General features: G+C 42.5%; 17 protein-coding genes. 8 read left to right on the forward strand and 9 right to left on the reverse strand.

What is annotated here, in order from left to right; all coding sequences use genetic code 11:
- Nucleotides 1-215: 215 nt before the first annotated feature.
- The 5 genes from ACYSNU_RS10135 to ACYSNU_RS10155 all read left to right on the forward strand — a co-directional run bounded on the left by ACYSNU_RS10135 (nucleotide 216) and on the right by ACYSNU_RS10155 (nucleotide 9,711).
- Nucleotides 216-4,001 carry a SpaA isopeptide-forming pilin-related protein gene (locus ACYSNU_RS10135; RefSeq protein WP_461737098.1) on the forward strand — a complete coding sequence of 1,262 codons (3,786 nt, stop codon included), beginning with the start codon at nucleotides 216-218 and terminating at the stop codon, nucleotides 3,999-4,001.
- Nucleotides 4,001-5,650, forward strand: a complete 1,650-nt coding sequence (locus ACYSNU_RS10140; protein WP_461737099.1) for a pilin N-terminal domain-containing protein — start codon at nucleotides 4,001-4,003, stop codon at nucleotides 5,648-5,650. The genes ACYSNU_RS10135 and ACYSNU_RS10140 overlap by 1 nt, the downstream gene beginning before the upstream one ends.
- Entirely contained in the window at nucleotides 5,643-7,298 is a 1,656-nt protein-coding gene (locus ACYSNU_RS10145) for a SpaH/EbpB family LPXTG-anchored major pilin (protein ID WP_461737100.1), read from the forward strand. The genes ACYSNU_RS10140 and ACYSNU_RS10145 overlap by 8 nt, the downstream gene beginning before the upstream one ends.
- A 29-nt stretch (nucleotides 7,299-7,327) precedes the next feature.
- Entirely contained in the window at nucleotides 7,328-8,500 is a 1,173-nt protein-coding gene (locus ACYSNU_RS10150; protein ID WP_461737101.1) for a class C sortase, read from the forward strand.
- Between the two features lie 227 nt (nucleotides 8,501-8,727).
- Nucleotides 8,728-9,711: an alpha/beta hydrolase fold domain-containing protein gene (locus tag ACYSNU_RS10155; protein ID WP_461737102.1), complete on the forward strand. Its 984-nt coding sequence runs from the start codon at nucleotides 8,728-8,730 to the stop codon at nucleotides 9,709-9,711.
- A 67-nt stretch (nucleotides 9,712-9,778) separates the two neighbouring features.
- On the opposite strand, the gene ACYSNU_RS10160 is transcribed toward ACYSNU_RS10155, so the two are convergent.
- The gene (locus ACYSNU_RS10160; protein WP_461737103.1) at nucleotides 9,779-10,582 is read right to left on the reverse strand and encodes an HAD-IIB family hydrolase; all 804 of its coding nucleotides are present in this window, start codon (nucleotides 10,580-10,582) and stop codon (nucleotides 9,779-9,781) included.
- A gap of 138 nt (nucleotides 10,583-10,720) precedes the next feature.
- On the opposite strand from ACYSNU_RS10160, the gene ACYSNU_RS10165 reads away from it, so the two are divergent.
- The 3 genes from ACYSNU_RS10165 (at nucleotide 10,721) to ACYSNU_RS10175 (ending at nucleotide 13,361) form a co-directional block, all read left to right on the forward strand.
- Nucleotides 10,721-11,728 (forward strand): ROK family protein, encoded by a 1,008-nt coding sequence (locus ACYSNU_RS10165; protein WP_461737104.1) that lies wholly within the window; start codon nucleotides 10,721-10,723, stop codon nucleotides 11,726-11,728.
- Between the two features lie 112 nt (nucleotides 11,729-11,840).
- Nucleotides 11,841-12,116 carry a hypothetical protein gene (locus ACYSNU_RS10170; RefSeq protein WP_461737105.1) on the forward strand — a complete coding sequence of 92 codons (276 nt, stop codon included), beginning with the start codon at nucleotides 11,841-11,843 and terminating at the stop codon, nucleotides 12,114-12,116.
- A 75-nt stretch (nucleotides 12,117-12,191) separates the two neighbouring features.
- Nucleotides 12,192-13,361 (forward strand): MFS transporter, encoded by a 1,170-nt coding sequence (locus ACYSNU_RS10175; RefSeq protein ID WP_461737106.1) that lies wholly within the window; start codon nucleotides 12,192-12,194, stop codon nucleotides 13,359-13,361.
- Between the two features lie 63 nt (nucleotides 13,362-13,424).
- Here the strand turns inward: ACYSNU_RS10175 and ACYSNU_RS10180 are convergent, their stop codons facing one another.
- From ACYSNU_RS10180 to ACYSNU_RS10215, 8 genes are all read right to left on the reverse strand, one after another.
- Nucleotides 13,425-14,138, reverse strand: a complete 714-nt coding sequence (locus tag ACYSNU_RS10180; RefSeq protein ID WP_461737107.1) for a glucosamine-6-phosphate deaminase — start codon at nucleotides 14,136-14,138, stop codon at nucleotides 13,425-13,427.
- A 227-nt stretch (nucleotides 14,139-14,365) separates the two neighbouring features.
- Nucleotides 14,366-15,676: an alpha-galactosidase gene (gene melA / locus ACYSNU_RS10185; protein ID WP_461737108.1), complete on the reverse strand. Its 1,311-nt coding sequence runs from the start codon at nucleotides 15,674-15,676 to the stop codon at nucleotides 14,366-14,368.
- A 263-nt stretch (nucleotides 15,677-15,939) separates the two neighbouring features.
- Nucleotides 15,940-16,776 (reverse strand): AraC family transcriptional regulator, encoded by an 837-nt coding sequence (locus ACYSNU_RS10190; RefSeq protein WP_461737109.1) that lies wholly within the window; start codon nucleotides 16,774-16,776, stop codon nucleotides 15,940-15,942.
- A 277-nt stretch (nucleotides 16,777-17,053) separates the two neighbouring features.
- A complete protein-coding gene (locus ACYSNU_RS10195; RefSeq protein ID WP_461737110.1) occupies nucleotides 17,054-17,845 on the reverse strand; it encodes a M55 family metallopeptidase in 792 nt (263 codons plus the stop codon).
- Nucleotides 17,846-17,850: 5 nt separating this feature from the next.
- Nucleotides 17,851-18,759, reverse strand: a complete 909-nt coding sequence (locus ACYSNU_RS10200; protein ID WP_461737111.1) for a C40 family peptidase — start codon at nucleotides 18,757-18,759, stop codon at nucleotides 17,851-17,853.
- Between the two features lie 20 nt (nucleotides 18,760-18,779).
- A complete protein-coding gene (locus ACYSNU_RS10205) occupies nucleotides 18,780-19,853 on the reverse strand; it encodes a dipeptide epimerase (protein WP_461737112.1) in 1,074 nt (357 codons plus the stop codon).
- A gap of 177 nt (nucleotides 19,854-20,030) precedes the next feature.
- Complete coding sequence (locus ACYSNU_RS10210) at nucleotides 20,031-21,719, reverse strand: ABC transporter substrate-binding protein (protein WP_461737113.1); 1,689 nt, start codon at nucleotides 21,717-21,719, stop codon at nucleotides 20,031-20,033.
- A 333-nt stretch (nucleotides 21,720-22,052) separates the two neighbouring features.
- Nucleotides 22,053-23,207, reverse strand: a complete 1,155-nt coding sequence (locus ACYSNU_RS10215) for a hydroxymethylglutaryl-CoA synthase (protein ID WP_461737114.1) — start codon at nucleotides 23,205-23,207, stop codon at nucleotides 22,053-22,055.
- Nucleotides 23,208-23,285: the final 78 nt, after the last annotated feature.

A 23,285-nucleotide genomic window follows, 5' to 3' on the forward strand; every position in this document is an offset into this window, starting at 1 on the left:
TTTCGTTATCTTTAAAACCAAAATCCATTATTCTAAAGAAACTTTCAAAAATTTAATTTATCTTAATTTAAGTTGTTTTTTATCATAAAAGATGATAAAATCCAGTTGAAATCAATATTTTTATTAAATAAAATTAAAAATTCGATTTATTTTTTAATTTTATTCGTTTTTCACAAAAAGATAGACAATAAAATTAAAAGGGAGGAGGATTCTGTTTGAAAAGGAAATTTGTTTTTTTATGGCTGGTCTTTTTGCTTGTCCTTCAGGGTGTTTTCTTGATTATCAAAAGCTCTCAAACAGTTGCGTTTGAACAGCCTCCTGCAGCCTATCCGCAGGAAGATAACGCCGCCTTACAGCAGCTGGGAAATCAAGCTAGTTCTTTGGCAAAGACAACTTCAGCCTCAGTAGAAATGATGCAACCTGTCGCAAATTCTGAAACTAAAGTTAGTCCAACCGCCACTGAATCAATTAATTCAAGTAATAATCTGACTTTTCCAATGCTAGATGTTGAAAGCGGCTTGGCTGCCACGGGAACTCAAAAAAGTTACCCGACAAGTTACACCAGTAACTACCTGACAGGTCAGGGGGCTGCTTCAAAAACAGTGGCTCCTCTAGGAAATTTGGATAGTCTGGTGCCGGAACTTAGCGGCTTTTATCCCCATGAGCAGTTTGACAAGCAAATTACCACTACAAAAAGTCATATTCTAAACAATGATTTTACCCAAGGCACTCAAGTTTTCACTAATAATCAGCCTGCTGATGATGATGCTAATATCAGCAATTACTTCTATGATTATGGCGACTTTTATCTGCGGAAATGGACTGCTCCTTCGGCAATGACGGATGCCTCCGCCAATAACTACGAGGTCTACATTGATATTATCAATAAACTGCAGGAGGAGTCGCCGTCAAAGCTGGTGGACTTAGTGATTATTAGAAATAATTTCAATCCCTTTCCAACTGGTAATTTTGAACCAACCGGAAAAAATGAAAGTATGCTGGCACATAACAATCTTATATATCAAGCTCAAGCCGAGATATTGAGCACTTACCGGAACGACGAAAATATTCGAATCGGCTATGTCCGTAATGATAATTGGCAGCCGACTGAATGTATCTGGCTGGACCAAAGCGACCAAAAGGCCGATACAACCAATGTCGGTGGCTATTGGAGTCTCGTCAAAGAGTTGCAGGCCGCCGTTAAAGGACTGGAAAATGCTCGCCCCAATGCTCGAAAGGCAATTTTGTACATCGATAATCTCTATGGTCCGTTGACAATCACTGGTAGCTCGAGTACCAACGACCTTAGCTACTCTGGCGGTGCTGCCGTTGATTTTTACCAGCGGCAAAATGATTTCTATTTTAAACAAATGCTGCCGGAAATCCAAAAAATCGGTTTCAAGGATATCCATATCTCAACTGCTGTTTATGGAATTAATGAAGACCAGGCTGTCAACAATCCTTATTTTACAAACTTAGTTTCCCTGATGGATAAAGTCAGTAGCGACAATTCGACCCAATTAATTCCCTTTGGCAGTGACCAAGCCACTATCAATCAATTGATTGAAGAAGTGGTGAGTAAAATTGTCACACCACAGCCAAAGACCTTTGCAATCGAAGAAGAAACTGGCGAGTATCTTTCCACCGTTGGCCATTTAGGCGGCTTAGATACTACGACGAATGCGACTTATAATAATATCGCGGTCTATCCGATTGATACAGCTGCCAATACTGTTGATTGGACCAAGCCGACAGCTCTACCAGTCGAGCACGCCGAGATTACCGGACATTTGTCTGCTACCGGCAATCAGATACTTTCGATTAAAAATTTGAATGTTTCACCAAAGCAATTGCTGCGACTGCACTACACGTTGCAATTAAATCAAGGAACCCGCAATGGCCTTTTCCGCCAGATTAGCGGAAATGATTCTGAAATCAGTTTTAATGAAAAAACATATCAAAATTTACCGAATGCCTCTGTCCGCAATTTCGGTGGTGGTCATACAATTCAAGTTACCAAAACTGATGAATTAGGCAATCCAGTACCAAACGTGCCCTATGCTTTATACGAGAAACAAATTGATCAAAACGGTGTAGAAAAAGAGGTGCTTCTTTACACCGCTCCAACTATTCTTCAAACCATTAATGCGGGAACCGCCGATGAGCGGCAAGTAGCGATAGCAGAGTTTCCCGAAAATATTTTACACATTTCTCATAATTATTCTGGACTTGAAGGTAATCCGCCAGACTTTTGGGAAGCCAATATGATTGGCTGGAGCAATCAATATATCGTGCGGGAGGTGACCGACAGCAGCCTTTATCCTTTTCCGGAAAGTATTTTACCTTATGAGAAGGATATAGTTTTCAGAGGCGGTTCCTATCAAGTTGGCAATGAAGCTCCTAAAGTTCGGCTGATCGAAAAAAACGGTCAGACTTCAGCCGATATTAGCAATCGGCTCACGATGAAACTGACTTCTGAAAATGATTTTTATCTAGTAAATATTGATTTGATTAATGACCTCTCGCCCCTCACGCTTGAGTTAAAGAAATTTGTTGGTTATTCCGACACAAATCTTGTCAATAAAGATACTGCATTGGCTGGCGCTGAGTTCCGCTTATTGAAAGTTGAGGGTACACAAGAAGTTGAGCAGGCATCAGGCACGTCTCAAAGTGACGGCACTGTAGTTTTTTCCAACAACCAGCAACCTTTTGAACTAACGGAGCCTGGTACTTACCGGATTTACGAAATAAAAACGCCGACTGGTTACCGACAGCTTTTTGATTACACGGATACCGGCTCTGCCTATTGGGAATTTTCTTATACCGGGCAACGGACAGGTACCATTCAGCTGGATTATCACTTGGAAAAATCTGCGGATAGTATTAGTTTGACCTCTAGATTCCATAGTGATTCTAGCGATGGCGAGCAAACCCAATTCTTAACCTTTGCTCTTCCAAATATTGCCTTGCAGCCGCCATTGACCATCGCTAAAACTAATGCCGATGGTTCGGTTCCTATTGATGGTGTCTGGTTCTCACTGCAACCAATCGAAGCTGACGGCAAATACGGCAAGCTACAATATATTTCTTACACGGGCTTTAATCAAGTTCCCGGAATTGATGACCTAGGTTCCGGAATAGGACAATTTTATCGTCTGGATACCCGCTATTCCCTTGGTCTGCAAATTGGCAAGGCTGATCCCTTGATTATGCAAGACGGTCTTTATGTCATCAAAGAATTAACTAGTCATGAAAAATCACTGACTAACGTCTATGATATTTTTTCTCCTTACCGACCACGGGGCTATTTAGAAAATGATCAGGAATACAAACTAAAAATCGTCAACGGTCAAGCCTACCAGCTGTCTGACACTTCTGAGACACTGTTGGAAAATAATCAGCTTGCAATTACTAACGAATTACAAAGTTTTTCCTTAGACATGTTGGCTTTTAATACAGTCACTGGCCCGTCCAGTGTCATTGATGGTGCAAGCTTTACAGTCTTTAATGAAGATCGCAGCATTTATCAAGAAAGTGTGACTCACCTTGTGAATTTACCTACAAATAAGACTTATTATTTACAACAAACATCTGCAGAAACTATGAAAGATTACTACACTTTGCCGGGCGAATACAAATTAGAAATTCGACCTTTTACAACAGAAGATGCCAACTCTTCCACTGTTTTTTCCAGCACCTCCAGTTGTGGACAAATGCTGGTGAGCTTAACCTACTATCCGACAAAAGGCAGTAGCAGTGATGCTGTGATTATCGCTGAAACAGCGGAAGCCAATGCGACAGAGTTTTCCGTTGATTGGGATGATCAAGCAGGTCAAAATGCTAAAATCACTGTCGGCTTTCCCAATGAGCCTTGGGGAAGCTTACCTGAAACTGGCGGTCATCATTGGCAGCTGTTAGGCAAAGTTGGCATGCTTTTACTGACAGCTGCAGCCGTTCTTTTCCTTTCTCTTAAATGGCGCACTAGAAAGCGGGTGATGTGATGAAGTTGAAAAAATACCTGCCCTTACTCGTCTTTTTCCTATTTTTTCCGGCAGCTGCTCAGGCCCGCTCTGAAACTGAAATAATTTTACACCCACTGCTCTTTGAAACTGTGGATATGAATGCTCAGTTAACAAATGATGGTCTTGAGTTAGCTGCTGATGACGAGCTGTTAACCAGCTCAAAGCCGTTAATTGGAGCGACCTTTACCGTCTACGATGCTACTGCGAAATATCACGAATTGCTTCCGGGTCAATCGCCGCAGGAGGTAACCGAAATTTTAGCCCAGACAGCCGTCTCAGAATTTGAAAAAATTGTCGAGTTGACTTCTGATGCTAATGGGGAGGCCCGCACAATGGTCAATCCAGGTAGTCCAGCCCAACCCAAAGTCTACGTGATTGTCTTAACCGGATTACCTGATGGCGTCAGTCAGCAGATGGCACCCTTAGTTCTTGGGCTGCCGATTCGTTCGCCAACCAGCGACGAATGGCTGTCAGAGCTCCATCTGTATCCCAAATTTTCCCATTTGGGAACAATCGATTTTACTCTTGCTCTTGATTTATCAGCAGAGGCCACTCGTTCATTTTCAATTGGTGATAGGGTGCCATATCTGTATCAAATAAATTTTCCAGCCGAGTTCAAGCTAACTGACAATCAAGAAATCAAAATTTTACAGATTTTTGATGGAAATTTATTGGCAAGGTACGACACATTGAAGGTGGAACTGACAAATCGAGAAAATGCTACCGAAGACTTAATTGCAGCATGCTATCCGGCAACCCCTGCAGAAATGGCGGCTTTTGCTCCAGACGAAGCCAGTAAACAAGGACTTTGGCTCGTCTTTAACCGCCAAAAATTATTGGCATACTTAGCTGCTGCACCAAACTCAGTCTTAGCTCTGCGGCAGTCAGTGATTTTAGATGCAGCTGCCTTACCAGATACGGCTTTAACCAATGAAGCCTACTTAATTATTGAAGAAACCAGCCCGGCAAAAATAGCAGCGGCCTCAAACCAAGTCCTTTATGCCGCAGCGGAAGACGTCTATACATATGGACATCAATTTAAAAAGCTTGACTTGGCTACTCAGCACCCCTTAGCAGATGCCCAATTTTTATTGGGCAATCAACAGGGAACTAATTTTTTTGCCGGCTATCTGCTGGTAACTGAAAAACTTGCTGACCAGACCTTGACCTATCCTTATCCAGTCTGGCTGTCAGCGTCGGAAAAGAATCAGCTCACTGCTGAGTCGCAAACTGCAGCAGAGACAAATACCCGCTTAGAAGCTTTTGTCAGAAAAAAGGCGCAGACTGCTGGTTTAACTGCTCAAGGCGCTTTTACTTCCGGACTGCGAGTTAGTCAAGGAGACGGACTGTTTCATTTTAACGGCTTCGCTAAGGGAACCTATCAGCTTCAGGAAATTGCACCGCCGCCAAATTATCTTGGTAATCAAACAGGAATCAAAGTTGTTTATGGCAAAAACACTGCCGAGACAATTTTGGATATTTTTAATAAAAAACAATCAGTAACTTCAAATGAAACGCTGCCCAAAGCCGGCGAAAATGCCCAACCTAAGATAATTTTTTCCGGCCTGCTGCTGATTGCTTTTGCACTTCTTTGGGCATACCATACTAGGAGGAAAACACATGAATAAGATTGGGAAAATTGTTTTAAGTTTATTATTAGTCTTCGGGAGTTTCTTCGGCTGCGGACAGCTAGCACAAGCCGCTGAACCTGATGATTCGACATTGGTGAATATCACAGTCCATAAACGGCTCTTTGATAGAACTCAGCTAGGTAGTACTTTTTACGATAATACTGGTATGCTGATGGATAACTTTGGCGGGGCGCCACAAGGGGGAGCCGAATTTACCCTCTTTGATGTCAGTGCAGAATATTATGCAAATTTGGCAGATTCAAAAGTTTCTGATGCGACTGATGTTCAGCTCTACGCTAGCACTAGTGGAGACGGAATTGCAAAAATCACTACTGAAGCTGTTAACGGAACCGGCGTTTTTGAAGACATCCCCAGCCGCTCAAGACAGGATCGCAATAAATATGCTGCCTATCTGATTCGGGAAACCGTTGTTCCTAGCAGCTCGCTGGCTGTTTCACAAGATATTTTACTCGTGTTGCTAGTACCAATTTACTCTGAAGTCGCAGGCCAGCAAGAACCTGATTTTGAAACCGTCAATCGTGATATCCACCTCTATCCAAAAAATACTGCTGTCTATGACCAGGTTATTTCCAAAAAACTTGTGGATGCAACAGGTGCCGAAATCACTGACACGAATAAAGCCAATCAATATTTCGGCGTTGGTGAAACCATCACTTATCAAGTGACCATGGGCTTAGATTATTTAAAATCCGTGAATGCCAATCAAATGAAAGTTTTCGGCTTTACAGATACACCAGATACTGCGATTATCTTAGACACCGTCACTGCCAATCTCACGTATAATAATGGCACAGCTGATTTAGATTTGAGTAGCTATTTTACTCTGCCAGCTGCCAACAATGGCACTTACACAATTACTTCAACTGAGTCGGGTTTAATGAACTCATTAGTTGCAACAGGTGCTGAACAAGTCGTCTTTACCCTAACTGGTCATTTAGCTGCCAGTGCTGATTTATTGGCTGACTTCCGTTATTATAATACGGCCAAGTCCTTTGTAGAATATAACGAAAAGGACTCCGTTAAAGTTGAAGCCCTGCAAAAACCAGCCGTTTATACCGGCGGAAAGGTCTTCAGTAAAGCCGATGCAGACGATTATAAGTTATTTCTAGGCGGTGCGCAATTCTATTTATATCGTTTAGATAAAGATGGTAACAAAGAATACTTTGTAACGCAGCCGGTCAATGGCTCTTATTGGACCGCTGGCACAGAAGGCTCTGCCGTTGCAAATGCTTGGACCGCCAACTCTAGTTCTGACCAAAGTACCCGCGGTGAGTTTGAAGTTATCGGCTTACCGATTAGTTCGAAAAACTATTATTTAGAAGAATTTGCTGCTCCGACTAACTATGTTAAACCTGCTTCTGATTTTAGTTTTACGGTAGCTTTAGACACTTACGCAAAAGAATACACTGAAACCACTGATGGAGAAGGCCAACCTTCCTTGACGACAGTTTACGCCGACCGTGATACCGTTCCGAATATTAAAGAGGACCAAGGAAAACTGATTGGCTTCTTACCTTCCACGGGGGGAACAGGTTTTTACCTGATTTTATTGGCAGGCCTGGCAGTTTTAGCAGTAGCTTTACTTGCTTTGAAAAAATTACGAAACCATAAGCAAGAAATTTAAGATTTACCTTTAAGAAAAGAGGAGCAGCGATGAAAAAAAGTTCCGTTGGTTATATTCTGACCTATCTTTTTCTGCTGTTCCTTATTTTAATTGGCGGACTTTTAGTTAGCTACCCGTTATACCGGGAAGCGCTGGGCCAGTTTTTCGACCAGCAGATACTGCAGGAATATCAAGACCAGGCTTATCAGCAGAACCAGCAAAAGGTAGCCACGCTTCAGGAAAAAGAAAAGGAAAACCGTGAGCTGGCGTTAAATGGCAATTTGCCGGGATTCTCAGGGGACCCCTTCTCCGAAGAACGGAGTGGCCCAAATCCAGTTGAGCGCAGCTATTTGCTGGAGCATTTAATTGGGCGGATCTATCTGCCTAGTATTCAAGCTGAAACGCTTTTGTTTGATACGACAAATGATACCCTCTTAGATCGAGGAGCCACTCTTTTAGAAGGAACTTCCTTTCCGATTGGCGGAAAAAGTACCCATACAGCAATCTCAGCCCATCGTGGTTTAGCAGAAAAGAAATTATTTACCGACCTGCCGGATTTAACGATTGGCGATCAATTTATTATTGAAGTCTATGGTGAAAAGCGGGCGTATCAAGTCGACCAGATAAAAACCGTCTTACCAGATGACATCAAAGACCTGCTCATCTCACCGGGCGAGGATTTGGCAACACTGATTACCTGTACGCCTTATCTAATTAATTCCCATCGCTTACTGGTGCGGGGCCATCGAATTCCTTATTCCGAGGCCTTGGCAAAATCTATTTCAGACAGTAGCCGTGTGGTCGCACAGAAAAGCTGGGTAATTTTAGGTGGCCTTGTCGGATTTCTGTTATTGCTCCTTTATTTAATCTGGCGCAGCCTTCGAATTTTTCTATTGCGGCGGCAACAGTGTCGGATTGAATTTTGTTTATTAACTAGAAATAAACGACCTCGGCCAAAAGTTGTTTTTGAGATCTTGGACACTAAGCGGCGGCCCTTTTATCATAAGGGCCATGTCCTAAAAATTAGAACAGACCAAAAAGGGTTAGCTTCTATAATAATGCCAAAGGATAAATATATTTTGCGGGAAGTTAAAAGCGGTAAACTGTTTCGCGTCAACAGCCGTAAAAAAGCTTCTGCTAAACACTATTTGCAGACAAAGGATTATCAGCTTCAACTGCGGAAAATCCCCTGCTTGCTTTCATTAAAGAAAGGGCAGATTTAAATACCTATCCTCAAAAATTGAATTTACTTATTAAAAATGGACTACATCACGACGGCCTTCACCCCGACTGATGTAGTCCATTTGTCTTCAATTTTTGAAAAAAGGCTACCCATGAAGGTCGATGTTTGGGCCTTAGCTTTTTTCTTGTTATAATCAGATGAATAGATTACAGGTGACTGTCAAAGTCGCCTAATTAATGCTGAAACTAATTAACGAGGAGAATTCCCATGAAAAAGAAACTCATCACTAGTTTATCTGTCATCGGCGGAGTATCGGCCGGTCTTTATGCCTATAGCCATTTGATTGAAAAGCGCTCCCTAGCAAGCTTTTCTTTAGAGAAAAGCCTGGGTCTGCTTAATTTCCCAAGAAAACGCAAAAATCAAGCCAGCTTCATGACTCATCTGCTAGATCACGCAGCTAAAGTCAATCAACTGCCAGTTAAAAATCCGAAAAAGTATCTATCTGGTCCTGTTACAGAATTTTACTTTGAGGGGATGCAGGTTTTTTCTTGGAATGATTTAGCCGACCCTCGGCAAAAAGTCATTTTCTATTTGCACGGCGGAGCTTATGTCGCCCAGCCCTCCGCTTTTCATTTTAAGGCGGTGGACCGCATCGCCAAAGAAACCGGTGCACGCGTTATTTTCCCAATTTATCCCAAGCTGCCGGCTGCTGATTTCCAGGTGGCTTATCCAAAAATTGAAGCCTTGTATCAAGAGGTTTTACTGTCAATTTTTTCAGCACGGCAAATCACACTGATGGGGGATTCGGCTGGCGGTGGTCTAGCTTTAGGCTTAGCGCTTTTACTAAAGCAAAACGAACTGCCGCAACCAAAGAATATTATTTTGCTCTCCCCTTGGCTTGATATTGATACCAATAACCCGGTGACGCAAAAGTTTGCGGCGACTGACCCGCTGCTTTCAGTTGAGCAGCTGAGTATTTTAGGCAAACTTTGGGGAGCTGGACAATTAAAGAATCCGTTAGTCAGCCCTTTATATGGTGACTTCGCAGGCTTAGGACAGATTTCCCTTTTCATCGGCACCCATGAATTATTTTATCCGTCGGCGCTGGTCTTGCGGCAAAAGCTGCAGGAGCTAGAGCTGCCCCATCATTTCGTGATTGGCGAAAAAATGAATCATGTCTATCCGATCTTGCCGATTCCAGAAGCTAAAAAAGCCCAGCAAAAAATTGCTGAGCTGATCTTAGCCAATTAAATCACACTTGATTGTCGTAGGAAGAGTTGCTAAAACAGCAAAGCTTCCTGTGACAACTTTTTTTAGTTTATTTTTGCAATGAAAGAATTTTTTCGATAGTGGTTAGAACGCCGTTTTCATCATTTGATTTTGTGATGAAGGCCGCTGCTTCTTTGGTTTGATCGAAGCCATTGCTCATGGCAAAGCTGTACTCGCCTCTTGCCATCAATTCGATATCATTCAGTCCATCGCCGAAAACCATTGTTTCCGCTGGGGTGACGTTGAGAATTTTTTGTAATTCAGCCACTGTTGTACCTTTGTGCACGCCGTGATTGGAAATATCAATCCAGGCTGCTTCAGAGGCAACAATATAGGCTTGATCTTCAAAATCAGTCAATTCTTTGACAGTTTCAAAGCACCGTAGCTGATTGTCATAAACGGTAATTTTAACGAAATCTTCTGTCAGGTTATCAAAGCTTGGGACAACCTCCACGACTTCGTAAGAGCCCCGTACCATTCTAACATCATTGACAGGCAGCGTATCTAAAACAAAGGCTGCCGTCGGTGTGCAGGCGATAATCACATAATCGTTGTGAATTTCCATTAATTTTTTGATTAACGCCATGCCGACTTTATTGGGCAGCAGCGATTCAAAGACATACTCACCTTGGTGTTTAATTCTGGTGGCACTGTCGCCGAGAATCCATAAGTCATTGGCAAATTCTTCACCAAATAATTTCTCGACCCGTTCGCACTGTTTGCCGGTACAAGCGGAAAAGGCAATCCCCTGTTCCTTCATCATGTTGTTCACCCGACGAAAATAATCCTTGTCAAATAAGCTCTGACTATTCAAAAAAGTTCCGTCTAAATCACTAATCACTAATTTAATCATTTTAGTAGCCAACTTTCTATTTAATTAAACTTCTTAATTAAGTTTATTTATTTTGATAGCGCTTGTCAAGCAGTTTTTGATTTACAAGTTGGCTTTTTTCTCTTATAGTTAATTAAGCTAGTTAATTAAGGAGACCTTATGAGTTCAAATAAAAATCTAATTCGCGATAAAAATCTGCAAACCCTCAAAGTTTATCTGTTTCAAAAGGGCCAGGCCTTGAAGGCAGAGATGGCCAAAGATACCGGCCTGAGCGTGGTGACAATTAATGCGTTGGTTAAAGAATTGCTGGCGCAAAATATTTTTACAGAAGGCGAGCTGGTGCAGCCGCCGTTGGGCCGGCCGGCGATTAATTATTATTTCAATTACGATCAAAGCCATTTTCTTTTGCTGAGCATTCAACAGGAACAGGTTGCTGGGCAGCGGAAGTTAATTTTTGACGGCCGCGTAGTCAACTTAAAGGGCACCCAAAAAATGCAGAAACGGCTAGACTTCACGCCGATTTCTTTAGAAAATTTCACCAGTGTAATTCAGCAATATTTGCAGGCTGCGGAAGAATTTACAATTGAAAAAATTGGCCTTTCGCTACCGGGAAAAATTTATCAGGGAAAAATTCTTTCCAGCTGGGAGACGCTCTTTGATGGCTGGGAACCGGCCGCTGCCTTAGAAAAAATCACGGATATTCCGCTAGTGATGCAAAATGATGCCCACTTGTTAACGGTGGGCTATGCCAAAAAGCATCGGTTGCCGACTGTTGAAAGTATTGTCGGCATCTATTATCCCGAAAACAGTATGCCGGGCATTACTATTTATGATAAGGGCGCACTGATTGAAGGGGGCCATAATCTGGCTGGGGAAGCCAAATACCTGCCCCATTTAATTGATGGGAGCATCCCAACATCGCCGGCGGAATTATTGGCGAATTTAACGCAAATTTTAGCAATTTACAATGCTGTGATTGCCCCGGATACGTTTATTATTTCTGCTGAATCCGTTCAGGCGCAGGCCGTTCAAGAGATGATTGCCGCTTCGGATATTTTAAGTAAACAGATGAATCAGCCGGCTTATTTATTTGATGAAAACTTTCAACAATCCTTAACAGTCGGCCTTTTATGGCTGGTTACTTTAGAGACAATTTATCATTTTTAAAAAGTGAAGCATTTTTCTGAGGGAAAAGTGTTTCACTTTTTTCTTTACAAATCTTCTTTTTGTTAATATACTTAATTAAAGATATTAATTAAGTTGAAAGAAGGCCTCAAAAATGGAAAATAAAAAAATCGAACGGATAATTTTTATTGATGATTCTGGTCTGCCAGCTGCCCTAGTCAAAATTATGGTTAAAAATTTACTGTTGATGGCAGGTAGAGAGTGCAGTTTAAAAGTGGTTAAGTTGGCAAATATTCTGAGTTACCCTTTGCAAAATGGTCAGACAATTTTAGTTGGTCCGCATATTTCTTTGGCGGACCGTAACTTGAAACAGGCCTTGCCGCAGCGTACTCGTTTAGAAAAATTTACGCCGACAAATTTTGCCATTTAATTCTCTTTAAAACTGTGGTACTTTTACTAAAGTAGCGAAATTTTAAAAAATAAATGATTTTATTGGGGAAAAATTATGTATTCCTTGTTACTTGTAGTTATTTATGTGGCGTTTATCAGTTTGGGGTTGCCGGATTCTTTGATTGGCTCGGCTTGGCCGGTGATGCAGCAGGACTTGAATGTGCCGGTGTCTTATGCTGGCTTTATCACCATGACAATTGCTGCGGGTACGATTGTTTCCAGTGTTTTTTCAGACAAGCTGACTAAAAAATTGGGCACGAGTTTGGTGACCCTCTTCAGTGTCTTGACGACGGCGATTGCACTTTTTGGTTTTTCCTTTTCCCATAATTTTTGGGCGCTGATTCTCTGGGCGATTCCTTACGGTTTGGGAGCTGGGGCGGTCGATGCGGCGTTGAATAACTACGTGGCCCTTCATTATAATTCTCGTCATATGAACTGGCTTCATTGCTTTTGGGGTGTCGGAGCGGCGATTAGTCCCTACATCATGAGTTACTATTTAACGGCCGGTGAAGCTTGGAATAACGGCTATCGCACTGTGGGGATTTTGCAGCTGATTTTAACGGTTATTTTGTTTATCAGCCTGCCTCTGTGGAAGCAGCACCGAAGGGTCGTTGAAACTTCTGAAACATCGACAAAAGGGCTCTCTTTAAAGGAAGTATTCGGGTTAAGAGGGATTTGGTTTATCTTGATTGCCTTTTTAGGCTATTCGGCAGTTGAACAGACAACTGGTCTATGGGCTAGTACTTTCTTAGTGGAAACCCGCAATGTTGCGCCAGATGTCGCCGCCCAGTTTGCCTCTTATTTCTTTTTGGGTATCACCTTTGGCCGCTTTTTATCGGGAATTATCGCAAACCATTTTGGCGATCGCCAGTTAATTCGCATGGGCATCGGCATTTTGACAGTCGGCGCTCTGCTGATTTTAATTCCAGCTGAGACAACCATCTTTGCGCTAGCCGGATTAATCATCGTCGGCCTAGGCTGTGCTCCGATTTATCCGTCGATTATTCATTCGACGCCGGCCAATTTTGGTAAGGAAAATTCTCAATCAGTGATTGGGATTCAAATGGCGGCGGCCTATGTTGGCACAACTTTTATGCCGCCTTTATTCGGCTTTTTAGCTTCGGCGATTTCGATTCAGCTCTACCCGTTTTATTTATTACTCTTCGCCTTTTTATTGTTCTTCTGTACCGAAAAATTAAACCGCACGCTAAAAAAGGCGGCCTAACTAAAAACAACATTTCACCACTTGCCTTCACGTGAAGACTAGTGGGAAATGTTGTTTTTTACTTTATTTGCTTAATTCTTGAGCGGCCTCTTGATCAAGAATCACCGTCAAATTAGGATGTGTGGTTAAAATGCTGGCGGGAATTTCTTCGGTAACTGGTCCCTCCAAAACAGCTTTAACAATTTGGGCTTTGGCTGTGCCGTTGACAATTAGTAGCAGTTGCTTGGCTGCCATAATCGTTTTCGGCCCAAAGGTGACCGCCTTAGCGCCCGGCTCCTTGCCAAGAGCAGCTTTTAATTGCTCCCACATATCATCGCCGGGACCCATTTCAATCGGGTAAATGCCTCGATTAAACTTTGTTAAGCCGGGCATATTGGCACAAAAATGCCCATCATTGCCTAGTCCCATCACCACTAAATCAAGACCGCCATCCATCAATAGTTTTTCTTCAAATTCTTGGTAATTTTTCTCATTGAATTCTTGAATATTTTCCGGAGCAATCTGAGCCGGCTGATAAAAGGTTTCATTCAAGGCCGACATCGTCAAACCGTAGCGTTCCCCCACAATCGGCACTTCATCAAAATTATAATAATAAACCTGCTCTGACTGATAATGCATTTTTGCTAAACACTCCAACAAAATTTCGTACATGCGTGTTGGCGAATTGCCGGTAGTCAGCGACAGATTTACCCGCCCCTCCTCGGCAATTTTACTCAGCACCATGCCGGCAGCCAGTTCACTTAAAGTTTCATAATCTTCTGTGATAATTAAATTCATTGGGCAATACTCCTTCATTTATCCGCTTTCATTTTAGTGTAACGAAAAAGATTGGCTTTGTCACCAAGAGAAGTGCTTTAACGCAGAAATTTTGTGAAAAAGTTATTTTGCGGGAGTTTTAAAACAACAGATTAAATTTAAAATTCAAGGATGAGCATTTTTCCAACAGCCAAAAAGCCCCTGCCAGCTCAAAAGAAGCTGAAGCAAGGGCTAAACTGTTTTAATTTTTAATGATAAGTTGGCAGATAATCGCCGTGGGCTTCAATTAATTCATCCACCATCGCGCGAATTTGATCGATACTCAATTCAGAATTAGTGTGAGGATCTAACAAAGCGGCTTGGTAAATTTTATCTTTTTCTAAGGTCATCGCCGCTTCAACGGTCAATTCCTGCACATTGATATTGGTCCGGTTCAAGGCAGCTAGTTGTGTTGGCAAGTCTCCGACAACTGTCGGTTGGACACCATTTTTATCAACTAAACAAGGCACTTCCACGCAGCTGTCTGCTGGCAGATTGGTAATCAACCCTTTGTTCATCACATTACCGGCAATCACGGTTGGATTGCCAGTGGTGATAGCGTCCATGATATAAGAAGCGTATTCACGACTGCGAACATGTTCTAAGCTGCCGTTGTGGACAATTTCATCCCGTTGACTTTCCCAATCTTCAATCTGCTGGATGCAGCGTCTTATATATTCATCAATCGGAATTTGGAATTGGTCGATCAGCTCTGGATAGCGTTCTTTGATAAAATACGGATGGTATTCTGCATTATGCTCACTAGATTCTGTTACGTAATAGCCAAAGTTCCGCATTAATTCAAAGCGGACGGAATCTTTGTGCGGGTTAGGAATCTGACTAGCCAGCCGTTTGATTTCTGGATAGAAATCTTCGCCATTTTTTTCAATCTCCAATAGCCACGCCATGTGATTGATGCCGGCGATTTTCCATTTGAAATCATTTAAATCATACTTATCTTGAATGCCCAGATAGCCGAATAATTCTGGAACACAGACTTGCACGCTATGACAGAGGCCGACTGTTTTAACATTCGTCGCTTTTAGCATGCCCATTGTCAAAATTGCCATCGGATTTGTGTAATTTAAGAGCCACGCATCCGGACAAACTTCTTCCATTTCTTTAGCAAAATCAAACATCACCGGCAAGGTTCGCAAGCCCCGGAAAATCCCGCCGATTCCCAATGTATCGGCAATCGTTTGCTTGAGACCGTATTTTTTAGGAATTTCAAAATCGATAACGGTACTTGGTTTATAACCACCGACTTGAATGGCGTTGACAACAAAATCGGCCCCCCGTAAAGCTTCTTTGCGGTCAGTAAAGGCGGTGATGGTCGCCCGTGATTGATTGGAATTTTTGTTGATGGTGTTGAGCATCAGCTCAGATTCCTTCAACCGCTTAGCATCAATATCAAATAAATTAATTTGCGCCTCCTGCAGACTTGGTGTCAGCATCGCATCCCCTAAAACATTCTTGGCAAAAATGGTACTGCCGGCACCGATAAACGTAATCTTAACCATTAAACTTCCTCCTAATGTGTTTGAAATCAATTTTTATATGAGGTTTTATTCAGAAGAGATAACTGCTTTTCGCCGCTGTCCTTTAGCAAGCAAAAATCTAAGCCTTTGCTGCAAAAAATTGCATCAACTTATTTCACAGCGATTTCTGAATTTTACAGCCAAACTTTTAATCGTTACTGATAGCAAAGTTATTAGCTTGTCTCAAGTATAGAAAATTTAATGGCGGTTGACTATTTCATCAGTTTATTTCAAGGGTACATAATTTAAGATTCTGTTAACGCTTTAAATTCTGAAGGCGAAGTCCCATGATAGGTCTTAAAGGCCCTTGAAAAAGAGTGACGGTTATCATAGCCTATCAGCTCAGCAATTTCATCAATCGAACTATCAGAAGTCTTTAATAAAAAGCGTGCCTGCTCCATTCGATAGGAAATCAAGTATTGTTGCGGAGTCACCCCCAATTCCGCTTTAATCACCTGACTGAAATAAGCCGGATGAAGGTACATGGATTTGGCAATTTCCTGCACACTCAACTCACTGCGGTAGTAATTACTCTGGATATACAATAAAAACGAATCCCGATAGCGGCTTTGCTTGGCAATTTTTTCGGGAAAAAGTGGCAGCCGGTTCAGCTTAAACTGGCTCAGCAACTCTAAAAATAACGCCTGCGTCCGCAGTCGTTGGCCATTATCAAATAAATCCAAGTCTAACAGCTCCTGAAATTTTGCCGTCGTCCCTGCCAAATCAAGAACCTTGCCTAAATAATCCAGTTCGCCAAAACCGTTAAGCCGCAGTAAGTTGGCAACCTCTGTCCCTAAGAAGCCAATCCAATAATATTCCCAAGGATTTGTGGCATCCGCTTGATACTTGGTCAGCTCTTGAGGCTTGATGATAAAAAAATCCCCCGCCTGCAATTGGTAGGTGATGCGTTCATTTTGATAGGTTCCCTGCCCCTTGACCACCAGATGAATTAAATAATAAGCTCTAGCTGCCGGCCCAAACCGATGGCTCGGACTGCAGATTTCATGGCCGATATTAAAAAAATTGATATCTTTAAAATAATCATCTCGAAAAAAAACATCTTGAAAGCTTTTATTTGCCATTGAGTCAGCCTCCTTTTACAGCTTAAGAGTAGCATGTTTTTTGCAGAATGCCAAAAACAGCCGCAGAATGTACCGACCCCCAAAGTTAGACCAAAAATCTAACATTTTGGGGGCCACTACAAGATAAGAGAAAGCCAGTGTAAAATTTTTAACTGGCTCAGCTTAATCTACGGCTGCAAGTTGCTTATTTTTTTTAGCAAAATTTTTTCAAATTTATTTATTAGCCTAAAGCTTAGACGGACCAACTTCGTTTAGAAAATTTTTCTCCGCCAAACTCTTAACCGACAAAGGTATAAAAGCGCAAAAATTCAAAATACTCGCCTGTTTCAAATTGGACAGTATAGGGATCAATTAGCTTAGCTCCTGGGAACAAAGCCGCTTTACGGGCCCGATTTTGTTCCTGATAGGTAATCTTCACATCGAAGTATTCTGGTAATTCAGGAACATAGTATTTATTTAAGGTGACGGCTTGGCGCACCCCTTCTTTGATTTTTTCATAAGCAATCTCAGGGTGAACGCTAGTAGTCGAGCCGCCCCGGCCCTGCAACGTGGCAAAGGTCGAAATTCCCGGGTCTGTGGCCCGCACCTCGTCCACAATGCCTTGGTCACCGCTGAGAAAAATCACCGGCACCTGATGAAGCGCCGCAATGTAACGATTAATCATAAACTCGCTAGCAAGCTGACCATTGATTTCAAATTTGCGAATATAATTTTCACTGGTGTGGGACAAGGGATTGGCGTCTGAATAGGAAGCAGCATGATAACCAATCATCACTACAAAATCGACATCATCCTGGACACCGGACATCATGCCGTATCCGTCTCCGCTCCAGCCGCGATTTAAAACGGCTTCTTTTGGCAGCATATCAGGATAGATATTACAGGCCGTGTGGTGGCCGTCCTTCACATAAATTTCGGTAGCGCCGGCAGCTAAGGCGCCTTCACAGGCAGCCGCTACTTCCCGACTCATTTCTTTAGAAAAATAATCGTACCAAGGACCGCTTTCTGTTTCGTTCCACTGGCCAATACCGGCAACCCCTTCAATATCTGCGGAAATAAAAATTTTCATCTAGGTCAGCGCCCTTCTCTATTTATTTTTTCATCCGTCCAATAGCGGGCGACAACTGTTAACTCTGGTTCATATTTAGAGCCGGCAATTTTGGTTTTCATCACCTTTGAACCTGGAGTTTGAGAATGAATCATTTCGTCATTGCCGAGATACATGCCGACATGATGGACTTCGCCTTTGCCCTCTTCATAAGCAAACAGCAATAAGTCCCCCGGCAGAGCATCTTCATAGGCAACGTGCTGACCACCCTCAGCTTGTTCTGGTGTATCACGAGGAATTAGCACACCGTTGGCCCGATGCAGACTATAAACAAAACCTGAACAGTCAAAGCCGCTGCCGCTGGTGCCGGCCCAAATATAAGGCAAGTCAAGAAATTGTTCGGCTAATTGAATCATCCTTTGCGTCAGTGAGTCCTGATAAGCGGTAATTTTTTGACTGCCTGCCTTTGAAATTGTTCCCGGACCTTCCGGCGTATTCACTAGATATTCGGTCGCCGTTTCTGATGATAAATCTAAAACCGTACCAAAGGGAACTGGGCGAGTATGGTCCGCCAGTTTCAAATCCGCTTTCGGAACAATCACGGAAATTTTTCCCGCAGCTTTTCCATAGTCTGCGGAAACTTTGGTTAAATCCGCAGTTGGAATAAAACCAGGATAGCCCTTTTCATTTTGATGACTGGCTTGGTCCAGCACAATAACCTCTGACCAGCCGTCTTTTTCAGCAACGACTTCAACGAGGGTTCCGTAAATTACCTCTGAATCAACTAAGCGGTCATTGAATAATTCCATTGTATCGGCGCTCGTCAAAAAGGTGTGGAGTGCTTCCTTTGGTGCTGCGTGAATTTTTGTTAACACCGAATTGTTCTCCGGTTTTTTCCATAAAAAACTTGAACTGCGACTAACCGCTTTTAACATATTTAGTTGGCCTCCTGCATCTAATCTGTAATCCCCAAACCTGGGGTCGCTTGCAATTTTAATTTACCGGCAGAAATTGTCATGCCGCTCGTTTGAACATCCAAATTTTTCGTCTCCCACATAAAGGGCACGTCTAAATCGTAAAAACGAATGCCCGGCTGACTGGCGGCAAAATGAGCGGCAGCAGCCATACCGGCATAGCCTTCAATCATTGAACCCACCATGCAGTCGATGCCATGAGCTGCCGCTAAGCGATAAATTTTCAAACCTTCTTTAATGCCGCCACTCTTCATCAATTTGATATTCAATAAGTCACAACATTGATTGGTGATTAATCTTTCAGCATCTGCCAAACCAAATAGGCTTTCATCCGCCATAATTGGAATTTTGGTGTGTTCGGTGACATACTTCAAGCCCTCAAAGTCAGCCGCTGGCACCGGCTGTTCGACAAAATCAATCGGAATGTCCTGCCATTCATTTAAAATGGCTACCGCTTCTTCTTTGCTCCAACCTTGATTGGCATCAATCCGAAAAGGAATTTTTCCTGCCAAGGCTTGATTGATGCTACGGATTTTGGCAACTTCTTCGGCGACATCATCTAAGCCTAATTTGATTTTTAGCGATTGGAAACCGCTGGCGACCTTGGCCTTGGCATCAGCCACCATTTTTTCCCGGGAACCGACACTGATGGTAAAATCAGTCTCCAGCTCAGGCTTGCTCCCGCCTAAAAACTGAAACAACGGCTGCTGATGGGCCTTAGCCAAGGCATCATGCAGCGCAATATCAATGGCCGCCTTCGGACTGGTGTTATGGGATAATAAATTTTGCAGATCGTCTAAGAGACTCAATTCTTCATCCACTTCCCGCTGCAATAAAAACGGCTTAAACGTTTCATTAATCGCCTGCAAAATACTTTCTTCAGTATCACCGGTGATTACTTTAGTGGGGGCTGCTTCGCCGATGCCCACCAAGCCGTTATCAAAATGAAGCAATACCCGCACCACATCCACCGACTGCACTTCCCGTAAAGCGGTCTTAAAGGGGGCGTTTAACTGAATCGGAATAATTTTAGTTTGAACCTGCACGATTTTCATAGCTCACCTGCTTATTTTCAAAATATCTTACGCCTATTATATACCGGAAAAATAAAAAGAAAAGAGGCGTAGCTTGTTGCCGCTAAAAAAAAATTTGCGCCGCCAAACTTAGCGGTCAGCGGCGCAAATCTCCTTGTTGTCAAAAATTTTTCTAATCACTTTAAGCAATTTGTTACGTTATTCAACAATATAAACATCTTTATAATCGTATTGGGCTCCTACACTGTGAACGACTAAACCTTTGATTTTGTCAGAGCGCAGATGAGCTTCCGCATTTTGGAATAGCGGCACGATACCTAGACTATCGGTAATCACCTGCTCTGCTTCCACCATGTCATTCCAACGGGCTTCTGGATCATTGACATCTGTTGTGCTGGCAGCCTCCACTAGACTGTCATAGTCATCATTCAACCATTTGCCTCGGTTGTAAGAACTATCTGTCGTAAATAATTCTAAGAAGTTAATTGGGTCAGCGTAATCGCCAATCCAGTTGTTCATAACCATTTCAAAGTCGCCATTGTTTGAGCGTTCTAAGCGGACAGAGAAAGGCACAGTTTGTAAGGTTACAGTGACACCTTCTAAGGTCTGCTGCAACGCACCTTGAACATATTCTCCTAATTTTTTCGACTGATCGGTATCAGAAGTCATTAAAGAGAAGGAAATCGTATCAACACCCAGCTCAGACTTAGCAGTTTCCCAATACTCTTTGGCTTGGGCTTCATCATATTCTAAAGTCCGGTCCGCGTCTTCAACAAAATCGACGTTGGTTTCTGGATTATATGCCAAATCCTGCGGCACTAAGCCGTTGGCCACTAAAGAGCCATTACCTAAAATATTATCGACAATCTGCTGGCGATCCATGGCATAGCTAATCGCTTTTCTAAAATTTTCATTTCTAAAAGGTGAATCTTCTGGTGCTTGATTCATTTCTAAATATTGTGTCGTCGCTCCCGGTTGGGTAACATAATTTTCGTGGTTGGCATTTTGAATCGCCAACTCACCGGACAAGACGACATCATCTGCTTCGCCGGTATCAAATAAATTCAAACCTGTTGAAGATTCTTTAACCACACTGATATTTACTGCTTCAATCGTGACTGCATCTGCATCCCAGTAGTCATTATTTTTGGCAAAGGTCCACGCATCATCCACCCCTGGTCCATCAAAGCCTTCTAAAACAAAAGGTCCATTGTAGACTGCGGCTTCACTAGTCAAGGCATAATCACTGCCATATTCCTCGACAACCGCTTGATTTTGTGGGAAGAAGGTTGGAAAAGCTAATAAAGATTCAAAATAAGGTGTGGCCTGTTCTAAAGTAATTGTAACTTCGTATTCGCCAGTCGCTTCGATGCCAAGAGTCGCCACATCGGCTTCGCCTTCACTAATGGCGGTGGCATTTTTGACCGGCGCCATCATATAAGCATAGCCGGAAGCTGTCTCTGGATTAACAGTGCGCTGCCAAGAATAAACATAATCAGCCGCTGTCACAGAATCGCCGTTTGACCACGTCGCATCTTCCCGCAGTTTGACTTTATAAGTCAGACCATCATCGCTGACTACCGCATCTTCAGCGGCACCGGCAATCACCGGCATATTGGTTTCATCTAAACGATACATGCCTTCATAAACATTGTTTAAAGCTGTGAAGCTGTAAGAATCTGTTGCCAGAGAAATATCTGCACTACCCATCTCTGCCGGCACAACCACTTCCATCGTCTGATCGGCAGCTAAAGTTTCGCCGCTGCTGTTTGTCCCCTGGGAACTTTGCGTATCCGTTGTTGAATCGTTTGAATTGGAACAACCTGCGAGGACCAGTCCGCTCACTGCCACTAAGCCCAATAAACTTTTTTTCGTAACACTTTTCATAAAAATCTCCTTCCCTAAGACACTCTCTTAACAAACTATAGTCAAAGTTTAGATAACAAATGTCTCCTTGTCAATTTCTCTTCAAAATTCATAACAAAATTATAAAGAAAAGGCTTTCAAAATTATTAAAAAAAGAAACACCAGCATTCCTCAATAAAAGCCACGCATCGATGAAAAAAAGGCGCAACCATTAGCAGTTTGCGCCTCACTATTCTTTATCTAATCTCCAAAGCTGTCAATTTAATTTAACTTTTTCAAGCCGGAGAAAAAATTCACTTTACTTTCATGTACATGTAGCTAACTTCAATCAATGATTGTCTTAGTTTTAAAAAATTACTGATTATAATAACGAATACCTTGAGCCAATTTGCGAATCGCATAGGGTGTTGGATCAGAAAAATCAGTTTCTAAATCGTCTGCCGGCAGGCTTTCAGCAAACATCGCTTCGTATTCTGCTACATTCAGCTGCTGCCGTTCGGCTAGAGCTGCTTCATCTTTTGCCGGTTGCAATTGTTCTTTGAAGCCCTCGACTAAGCGACCTGAGAAAAATTCGCTGATAGCCCCTGAACCATAGCTAAACAAGCCGATGCGGTCGCCAGCTTTTAAACTAGTCGAATTTTCCAATAGCGAAATCAGCCCTAAGTATAAAGAACCGGTATAGAGATTGCCAACTTGGCGACTATAAAGAATACTTTCTTCATAGCGCTCCATCAAGCGGTTTTGTTCTTCTTTAGAGATTTCAGGAAAAATACTCTGTAATGCTTTGCGTCCCATTTTGGTATAAGGCAGATGAAAGGTTAACGCTGCATAATCTTTTTCGCTACGTTGATGCCGCTGATTGCTTTCATGCCAGACCCGCTTAAAGCCCTCAATATAAATATCATTGGATAAATGACCGTCCACCAATGGATAATCATGCCCATTTGGCCGCCAAAAATCATAGACGTTTTCTGAATAAAAAACATTGTCATCGCTTAATTCTAAAATCCGTGGATTGCTGGTGACTAACATCGCCACAGCACCGGCCCCCTGCGTCGGCTCGCCGCCGGAATTTAAGCCGTATTTTGAAATATCGGTGGCAATCACTAACACTTTTCGCTCTGGATGATTCAGCACATATTCCTTCGCCTGTTGCAGGCCGGCTGTGCCGCCATAGCAAGCATGTTTCAATTCATAGGAACGGACAAAGGGAGAAATATCTAACAGCTGTTGAATTACAACCGCCGCTGATTTGGAATAATCAATGCCGGTTTCTGTGCCGACCAATACCATATCAATTTCCTTTTTATCTGCTGCTGTCAAAATTTTCGCTGCCGCATTGGCGCCCAAAGTAATGATGTCTTGCGTTTTAGGAATCACCGCCATCTTATCTTGACCGATTCCAATTAAAAATTTATTGGGGTCCACCCCGCGAGCAACTGCTAATTCTGCCATGTCTACAAAATAATCGGGCACATGAAAAGCAATTTTGTCGATACCGACTGTCATAAAAATCCCCTCTCTAAATTAAACCACTATATTTGTACTAACTTGTCTAAAATTTAAAGCCCACAATACTATATCATG

This window comes from Enterococcus sp. LJL120, assembly GCF_054871765.1.